This window comes from Acinetobacter sp. UBA6571, from assembly GCF_002434085.1.
GTDB lineage: Bacteria > Pseudomonadota > Gammaproteobacteria > Pseudomonadales > Moraxellaceae > Acinetobacter > Acinetobacter radioresistens.
Genome location: NZ_DJJJ01000044.1, coordinates 1 through 7,865, shown reverse-complemented (window position 1 = coordinate 7,865; position 7,865 = coordinate 1). Strand labels below are relative to the sequence as shown.

The window sequence follows — 7,865 nt, the reverse complement described above, 5'->3', positions numbered from 1 at the left end:
GATGAAAATGTTCCTGACCCGTCTGGGTTTTGGTTCGCGTGCAGTAATTACCGGAGACATTACTCAGGTAGATTTACCACGTGGACAGCAATCAGGACTAGCCCATGCTTTGCGGGTACTGGAACCGATTAAGGAAATTCATATTACCCGCTTTCATTCACGTGATGTAGTACGCCACCAGTTGGTACAAAAAATTGTAGAAGCATATGAAGGCTGGGACAGCGAACAGTCCCGGCTGAGTGCTGAAGCACGTGCTGAGCGCAAGGCACGTCAAGAAGCACTTGTAAATGAAAATGATACTGCTGCAGATGCACAGCATCAATCAGAAACACCAGACAACATTTAAGGTTTATTTTGAAACTTAGTCTCTCTTTGCAACAAACGTTTGTAGCGCCTGAACTGGTGCTTAAACGTGCTTATCTTAAAAAAGTGATTGAAACCACTCTTCGTCATCTTGACGTTAAACAGGACTGCGAAATTGGAATTGCCTGTGTTGACCTTGATCAAAGTCACCAGCTGAATCTGGAATACCGCCGGAAAGACAAACCTACCAATGTATTATCTTTCCTGAGTGAAATTCCGGAAGAGATTTTACCCATGCTGGCAGCCCGGCCTTTGGGTGATCTGGTGATTTGTATTCCGGTCGTATTACAAGAAGCTGCCGAGCAGCACAAAGTACCCGTAGAGCATTTCACACATATGCTGGTCCATGGCACCTTACATTTGTTAGGTTATGACCACGAAATCAGTGATGAAGATGCCGATGAAATGGAAGCACTGGAAATTGAAATTCTAGCCAAGCTTGACCTGAATAATCCGTATCGGGAAGAATAAATTAAAGTAAGCTATTTTAATAGTTACAAACATGGCAGGAATAATAACTATGAAACTACTCATGCAAATTACTGTCCTGTTGACCAGTATAATGTTTATGCCTGTAGTTTTTGCAGAACAACCTGTTACTGTGCAAAGCAGCTGTCCGCAGTCTGAGTTTCAGTCTAAAGATAAAACATGGAGTGGCCATTATTATCTCAGCGGCATCATGGAAGTTGGCTCTGAATTACTACTGGAAGAAAATGGTCATTTTAAATGGATGCTGGCAGTCGGTAGCCTGGACCAATATGCAGAAGGTATCTGGTGGAAAACCGGAGAGTGTATCGGTCTCAAACCTGAAGCCAAATTCTTAAAACAGCTTCAGATTTTCCCAAGTTCTCTTTATCTTGCTGATGAAAAACTCAAAGCTGTCTGGGCAGATGGCCGTGAGCAGGGAACTTATTACCGGCCGAAACTGAACTCTAATCCTTAATACGAAACCTTTAATTTATTTTACTTCGAATTCAGCCTCGGCCGGGTCGAATCGCCACGTCCGTACAATGCGTAGTTCAGAAATATCTTTCATACCTGCATCAAATAGCCCAAATGGCGCACCTTTACGTACAGAAGCCTTGGCTGCCTCATCTAGAATGGTATGCCCTGAACTTTCCAGCAACCGGATTGCACGTATCCCGCCTTGAGCATTCAGGATGACCATAAGCTGCACTTCTCCTGTTAGGCGCTCAGCCTTAGCCTGCTGCGGATAATAGCGGTTACCATAGAGTTCAACTTTTTCACGGAACTTGTCCAGATAGGCAGCTGCTGCATCCTGCTTGGCCTGTATTCCATCCACCGTTTTGATACGTTGCTGACGGCTGAAATCCTGCTGACGCTGTAAATACTGGGCTTCCAGACTGGCAGCCATTGCTGCCTTGGCCTGAAACTGGCTCTGTAATTCTTCTAAAGCTTTTTTACGCTGGTTCTGCTCCGCTTCTTTGCGCCAGCTCATGATTGTCATCAGGACTTTGTCTTCAAACTGTATTTGAGGCTGTTGGTGCATCTGCTGTAAAGTCTCCTGCTGCTGCTCACCCGCACTCTGTTGTTGTGAACTGGCCGGTAGCTGGCTTGAGATACGGTGAGCCTCTCGGAAGCGGCCTGAACCCTGCTGGTCTGCCTGTGCCAGATAGTCGGCATCTTTGACCTGCTCAGAACTCGGACGAATGCTGACAGCAATTTCCTTACTGGCAGCAGCCTCTGGATCTGGCATTGCAAAATGCAGAGTTAAAATCGCCGAATGTAAAATGACAGCCAGCAACAGAGCACCCATAAAAATCGGATCCTGCCACCAAGCCAGACCTGTCCCACCAGGTGAAATTATTTTTTTCAACATATGACTTTTTACCAGCCAGACTCTTTTGGTTTGAAGTCGGTTTAGAAAGAAGTAGAAAATAACATCAATACAAAGTTATTATTAAACTTATGGACTTGTCACCCCAGTCACCAATCTTCATACTCAACATTAAAAATGACGCGATTAAATTCAGCTAACTGCAGGATTCAAGCTTGAAATTTTCTTACGTCCCGTCAAGATTGCAACTGAACGAAAAAGAACTCTCCATCTGGAATCATTTTTATGCCTAGAACGCTAATTTCCAATATTTCTAAACGTATACGTCAAGTATATCAAAAAGCAGAGGGATTTATTGAAGAAGAGCGTGAGTTTGCCTTGTCTCAAGTTTTTTTGAATGCCACTTTTGAACGTTATGTCACCAATAATGTTAAACTTTTGCAGGATTTGCATGCTGATGTGCATGATGACTGGCTCAGACTGTACGCCACTTTAGAAGTAAAGGGTTTATATACCACCCTGTCTGTTGACTTAAAACTGCTACAGATGGAACTCAATAAAAACACCCAGCTTCTGATTTTTGAGCAGATCAGTGACACGCAGGTGATTGAGGCCAAATTTAAAAATGTATTTATAAAAATCGGATTTAATGCCGCTCTCTTCTTTTACCAGAAAATTTTAAGAAAAGACCCTTTAGGTTCTATCTTGGAGCGTTTTAATATTGTGCAAGTTAAAGATGAACTGTTATATCTGGATTTGAATCAGTGGTTGGGCAAAAGCCGTTCGGTTCTGGAAACACTGGATAAAATCAATGTAAATCAGGGGCTGTTACGTGAAGCAGAACTGGTTCTGGTTGGGAATGTTAATATGCGGGCTATTCTGCATAAATCTATGCGCGATGCCCAAATGCAGAAAATAGAAGATGATATTGAAGCTACCCACGTGACGCCACTTCAACAAAAATAGACTTTAAAATATCTTATATTTAAGCTGGTCTGTGAAAAACCTACATACTGATACAGTTAAGTAGCCTATTTCTATTACTTCTTCATTATTGAAGAGCATAATACTAGATGAAAAATAAGTTATGTTTCTTTGATGCAACCTGTTTCTGTAAAAGGATCCCCACACTTATGGCAACTACCCTGTTTAAAACCCTGACCTTAGCGACTGGTATGACCACGGCGCTGTTATTTTCCGGTTTTTCAAGTCATGCTCTCGCCATGAGTCCCTTTCAAGCCAGTTATCAGTTTTCTTATAATGGTAAGAATATGGGTACAGCGACCCGGACTTTAAGTAAGAACAGTAACCAGTGGGTGTACACCTTTGCCGCAAAGGCGGGCGCTATTGCATCAGCCACCGAAACCAGCCGTTTTAGCTTTAACAATAACAAGATTATCTCTGACAGCTTTAACCGGACCAGCAAAATTTTAGTACATAATGACAAAATGAGTATCCAGTTTAATCCGGGCACCAAACTTATCAAAACGCAAAAAGATGATAAGTCCCGTTCTTTTGCCTGGCAATCTGGGGTACTCGATGAGCTAAATGCCGAATTACAGATTCGGGAAGATTTAAAAGGCTCAGGTTTAAAATCAACCTATCCAATTGCTGATGCCAAAGAAGTGGAAAATCGCAAGTTTATTAGGCAAGGTACTGAACAGGTGAAAACCTCTTATGGTACATTCAGCACCATTAAAGTACGGATGCAACATGACAAGGCCGAGCGAAATACAGTTTTCTGGCTGGCCCCAAAACTGGATTACTTACCGGTTAAAGTTACCCATCAAGATGGTAAAACGTCCTATGGCCTGTTATTAACAGGTTATAAAGGACCAACAAATTAAGTAATTTGATCAATTTCAGCTTGCATTTTTGCGGATGCTTTTTAAAATACGCTTTTGCTTGAAAAAGCATCCGCCCCTAGAGGAATTCTCCCGTGCATGCACTAGAACAGAAAATCTTAAGTGAAGGTATCGTTCTATCTGATCAAGTCTTAAAAGTGGACGCGTTCTTAAATCACCAAATTGATCCTGTATTGATGCAGCAGATTGGTAAAGAGTTTGCTGCCCGCTTTAAAGATGCAGGCATCACCAAAATTATCACGATTGAAGCATCTGGTATTGCTCCTGCAGTCATGGCAGGTTTAGAACTGGGTGTTCCTGTAATTTTTGCCCGTAAATATCAGTCATTGACTTTAAAAGATGACTTATACCGTTCTAAAGTTTTTTCATTTACCAAGCAGACTGAAAGTACAATTGCGATTTCAAACAAGCATCTGAACTCAAGTGACCGCGCACTGGTCATTGATGACTTTCTGGCGAATGGTCAGGCGGCTTTGGGTCTGATTGACCTGATTCATCAAGCCAATGCCGAAGTTGTTGGGGTCGGGATTGTAATTGAAAAGTCTTTTCAGCCTGGCCGCGATGTCTTACTTGAAAAAGGATATCGTGTCGAGTCACTAGCCCGTGTAGAGTCACTAGCAGATGGCAAAGTAGTTTTTGTTCAGGAATAAGCTTCTTTGACAATAAAAGAGCGCATTAGCGCTCTTTTTTATGGCTGCAGTTTAAGAGCAATCTCTCCAAGCCTTTTACCTTGGGCGAAGCACAAATCTTTTTCTTCCTGAGTCAGCCCTTGGTCATGGCGTGGTCCACTCACATGTGTGGCACCATAAGGCGTGCCCCCAGATTTAGTATTTGAGAGCGCCGGATGGTCATTACTAAGCCCTATAATCATCATACCATGATGGAAAAGTGGAGGCAGCATGCTCAGTAAAGTGCTTTCCTGCCCACCATGCATAGAACCACTCGAGCTAAATACACAGGCAGGTTTGTTATGCAATGCTCCGCTCAGCCATAAACTGGTCGTTTGGTCCCAGAAATATTTCATTTCACTGGCCATATTACCAAAGCGGGTAGGTGAACCAAGAGCCAGACCGCTACAATTAGCCAGCTCATCTAGCGTACAATAGATATCACCTTCTGCAGGAATACTCGGTGCAGCTTCTGTGACTACTGTCGCCAATTGTGGGACCGTACGGATCTTTACATTCATACCGGTGGCTTCGATACCATTTGCAATTAAATGTGCCATATCTCGGGTAGAACCATATTTACTGTAATAAAGAACAAGAATATAAGCTTGCATACACTTTTAGAGTTTAGCTAAAAAGAAAACTATACGGTATTTCTTTAAGTTTTTGCTAAGCTGGAACAACGAATTACATAAAGATCATGAAAAAAATCGAGATTTTATTTTTATGTTGAATTTTTTGAAGAAGCTTCCGTTCTATGACAAAACCTGGTTCAAGTTTATCCTGTTTGTCATTCGCCGTTTTGAAGCAGACCGTTGTCGAGAGCTGGCAGGTTCTTTAACCTATACCACGCTCTTTGCGATTGTGCCCATGCTGACCGTATTTCTGGTCATCATTTCCTCTATTCAGGCCTTGGAACCAGCGCGTCAGCAGTTACAGCAGCTTATTTATAGCAATTTTCTGCCTAAAAGCACGATTGCATTTGACAAGATGCTCAATGCTTTTACCGAGAAGTCTAGTAATCTAACTGTCATCGGGGTGCTGTTCCTCTTTGTCACAACCATCATGATGTTAAGTACCATTGAAACCGCGTTTAACCGGATCTGGCGTGTTAAAGAAACACGGGGAGGTATTGTCGGTTTCATGCGTTATTGGACAATTATCTCTTTAGGGCCCATTGTGCTTGGCAGTGCTTTTGTCATCTCATCTGCGCTGGCTTCTTTAAGTATTTTAAGCAATAACTTTGCCGGCTATGAAATGGATGGCGCCTTTCTCCTGTCGTTGCTTTCGATTGCGTTGACGATTGCTGGTTTCTTTATTATTTACTGGACTATACCCAACCGCAATGTACCTGTAATTGCTGCTGCCCTGGCTGGTGTATTCAGTGCAATTGTTTTTGAAATGCTCAAGAACTTGTTTGGCACCATTATGTCCAATTTCACCAGTTATGAAATTGTCTATGGTGCCTTTGCCGCAATTCCTATTTTCCTGTTATGGATTTACCTGTCTTGGAATATTGTACTTTTAGGGGTTGAGGTCAGTTTTGCGATTACTGCGTTTCATTCTCGCTATGGCCAGACACGTCATCCGGTGTTGATGCTGCTGGATGTTCTGGATCTGTTTTATCGAAAACAGAAACTCGGGGAAACGGTTACTGAAAAAGAAGCCATGAACATCTTGGGCCGTGGGGAAATAGGCCGTTGGCCGGCTTATGTCGCTATGCTGGAAGAGCAGAATCTGGTCAAGCGTACAGAAAATAATGATTATGTACTGGTACGTAATCTAAGTCAGGTTGACTTCTGGAGCTTCTATAAAGCACTTCCGTATCCACTGCCACGACGTAATGATGTAGGCAATATTCATCCAGATGATGAATGGATGCAAAAGCTTGGTCCCGTACTCATTGAAAGTGATGACTATCTTTCTGCTAAACTTTCTGTTCCTCTTTCAACGATTTTTGAAAGAAAATAAAATTTAAAATTAGCTGTCTGCTTAAAAAAGGCCATATGAAATGGCCTTTTTTAACACTTAAAACCATCTGCTTATTGAACAAATGTATTCCATGTGAAATCTTGGGAAACACCTTTTAATGTCATGATCAGACGGTCTCCAGATTTTAATGCAGCCACACCAGCCGGTGTACCGGTCATGACGACATCACCCGGTTCAAGTGTAAATACCTGACTGATATCTGCAAGCAGATAACCAATATCAAAAATCAGTAATGAAGTGTCGCCTTCCTGACGTAAAGTTTCATTTACCTGTAAGCTATAATGGATATTTTTCCAGTCTTTTATTTCTTCCAGACTTACCCAGTCTGCCAAGATACAGGAACCATCAAAAGCTTTGGCTCGCTCCCAAGGCTGCCCCTTGCCTTTAAGTTCAGTTTGTAATTCTCGTAAGGTGAGGTCCAAACCCAGAGTTACTGCTCCTACAGCTTTCAAAGCTTTTTGCGGATCAGTTTCATTATATAATGGCTGGTCTATACGTAAACTGAGTTCACATTCATGATGACAGTCGCCCCATGCCGGATTCCAGCTAATTCCCTGTTCAAGTCCAACCAAGCTGCTTGGCGGCTTGATAAATAGTACCGGACGGTCAGGTACGGCGTTCCCCAACTCTTTGGCATGATCCGCATAACTGCGGCCTACACAGACAATTTTTGATGGACGCGTAACCATGCTTTTCCCTTCCTTTTCTATTTCAGTTCAATAAAATTTATTTCTTGAATGTATTTTCAAATACAGCCTGTTGCTGGGCATTTAGAAAAGCCCGTTTCGGTACAATAATGACAGTCCGGTTCTTGAACTCAAGCATATAAGTAAGCTTGCCTATAGCAAAGTGCTGTACTTCTGCATACTGGAAAATCTGCTTACGACCATTTGCATAGAGTTCAATATAGTCCTGAAACAGCTCAATCCCCTGCTCACTTTTACCAAACTGATACTTGATAAACTGACGTTTGAACATCATCGGTAAAAACCAGTAACGCATGATGAGTTGTAATATCAGGAAGAATACGCCAAGTGCCACATAATAACGGCCAACGCCAGTAGGTCCTAAATAAATACCCCATATCACAATAGCGATGCTGACAAGAGGCGTGATAAAACGAGTCAGCTGTTTTTTGCCAAATGTCGCCAAAGAGAACCCATCTTGGGATTCTTCAAG

The 7,865-nt window shown here is 42.4% G+C and carries 11 protein-coding genes; 7 read left to right on the top strand and 4 right to left on the bottom strand.

The window, feature by feature from the left end; genetic code table 11:
• The 3 genes from B3X18_RS08360 to B3X18_RS08350 all read left to right on the top strand — a co-directional run.
• On the top strand, positions 1 to 346 hold a 346-nt coding region (locus B3X18_RS08360), incomplete at its 5' end, for a PhoH family protein (RefSeq protein WP_286935391.1).
• A gap of 8 nt (positions 347 to 354) precedes the next feature.
• The gene (gene ybeY, locus B3X18_RS08355; RefSeq protein ID WP_034669946.1) at positions 355 to 834 is read left to right on the top strand and encodes an rRNA maturation RNase YbeY; all 480 of its coding nucleotides are present in this window, start codon (positions 355 to 357) and stop codon (positions 832 to 834) included.
• Positions 835 to 931: 97 nt separating this feature from the next.
• On the top strand, positions 932 to 1,306 hold the full coding sequence (locus tag B3X18_RS08350; protein ID WP_372410826.1) for a hypothetical protein: 375 nt from the start codon (positions 932 to 934) through the stop codon (positions 1,304 to 1,306).
• Between the two features lie 15 nt (positions 1,307 to 1,321).
• On the opposite strand, the gene B3X18_RS08345 is transcribed toward B3X18_RS08350, so the two are convergent.
• Entirely contained in the window at positions 1,322 to 2,203 is an 882-nt protein-coding gene (locus B3X18_RS08345) for an energy transducer TonB (protein WP_034669944.1), read from the bottom strand.
• 243 nt (positions 2,204 to 2,446) lie between these two features.
• Here B3X18_RS08345 and B3X18_RS08340 point away from each other — a divergent pair, with 243 nt between their 5' ends.
• The 3 genes from B3X18_RS08340 (at position 2,447) to B3X18_RS08330 (ending at position 4,676) form a co-directional block, all read left to right on the top strand.
• Positions 2,447 to 3,127, top strand: a complete 681-nt coding sequence (locus B3X18_RS08340; RefSeq protein ID WP_034669943.1) for a hypothetical protein — start codon at positions 2,447 to 2,449, stop codon at positions 3,125 to 3,127.
• Positions 3,128 to 3,294: 167 nt separating this feature from the next.
• Positions 3,295 to 4,008 (top strand): DUF3108 domain-containing protein, encoded by a 714-nt coding sequence (locus tag B3X18_RS08335; RefSeq protein WP_034669942.1) that lies wholly within the window; start codon positions 3,295 to 3,297, stop codon positions 4,006 to 4,008.
• A gap of 92 nt (positions 4,009 to 4,100) precedes the next feature.
• Positions 4,101 to 4,676 (top strand): xanthine phosphoribosyltransferase, encoded by a 576-nt coding sequence (locus tag B3X18_RS08330; RefSeq protein ID WP_034669941.1) that lies wholly within the window; start codon positions 4,101 to 4,103, stop codon positions 4,674 to 4,676.
• Positions 4,677 to 4,714: 38 nt separating this feature from the next.
• Here B3X18_RS08330 and wrbA read toward each other — a convergent pair whose 3' ends face one another.
• Positions 4,715 to 5,308, bottom strand: coding sequence for an NAD(P)H:quinone oxidoreductase (gene wrbA, locus B3X18_RS08325; protein ID WP_005018403.1), 594 nt, complete (start codon positions 5,306 to 5,308; stop codon positions 4,715 to 4,717).
• Between the two features lie 112 nt (positions 5,309 to 5,420).
• Between wrbA and B3X18_RS08320 the strand changes: the two genes are divergently transcribed.
• Positions 5,421 to 6,665 (top strand): YhjD/YihY/BrkB family envelope integrity protein, encoded by a 1,245-nt coding sequence (locus B3X18_RS08320; protein WP_005024473.1) that lies wholly within the window; start codon positions 5,421 to 5,423, stop codon positions 6,663 to 6,665.
• Positions 6,666 to 6,736: 71 nt separating this feature from the next.
• On the opposite strand, the gene B3X18_RS08315 is transcribed toward B3X18_RS08320, so the two are convergent.
• Positions 6,737 to 7,375 carry a fumarylacetoacetate hydrolase family protein gene (locus B3X18_RS08315; protein WP_034669937.1) on the bottom strand — a complete coding sequence of 213 codons (639 nt, stop codon included), beginning with the start codon at positions 7,373 to 7,375 and terminating at the stop codon, positions 6,737 to 6,739.
• Positions 7,376 to 7,412: 37 nt separating this feature from the next.
• Positions 7,413 to 7,865: YcxB family protein (locus B3X18_RS08310; protein WP_286935389.1), on the bottom strand; the 453-nt coding region annotated here is incomplete at its 5' end.

What these genes read in the sequence shown, in the direction of transcription:
- B3X18_RS08350 (WP_372410826.1), top strand. Translation starts at nt 932, where the DNA reads ATGCCTGTAGTTTTTGCAGAACAACCTGTTACTGTGCAAAGCAGCTGT.
- B3X18_RS08315 (WP_034669937.1), bottom strand. Translation starts at nt 7,375, where the DNA reads ATGGTTACGCGTCCATCAAAAATTGTCTGTGTAGGCCGCAGTTATGCG.
- wrbA (WP_005018403.1), bottom strand. Translation starts at nt 5,308, where the DNA reads ATGCAAGCTTATATTCTTGTTCTTTATTACAGTAAATATGGTTCTACC.
- B3X18_RS08345 (WP_034669944.1), bottom strand. Translation starts at nt 2,203, where the DNA reads ATGTTGAAAAAAATAATTTCACCTGGTGGGACAGGTCTGGCTTGGTGG.
- B3X18_RS08320 (WP_005024473.1), top strand. Translation starts at nt 5,421, where the DNA reads ATGTTGAATTTTTTGAAGAAGCTTCCGTTCTATGACAAAACCTGGTTC.
- B3X18_RS08340 (WP_034669943.1), top strand. Translation starts at nt 2,447, where the DNA reads ATGCCTAGAACGCTAATTTCCAATATTTCTAAACGTATACGTCAAGTA.
- B3X18_RS08335 (WP_034669942.1), top strand. Translation starts at nt 3,295, where the DNA reads ATGGCAACTACCCTGTTTAAAACCCTGACCTTAGCGACTGGTATGACC.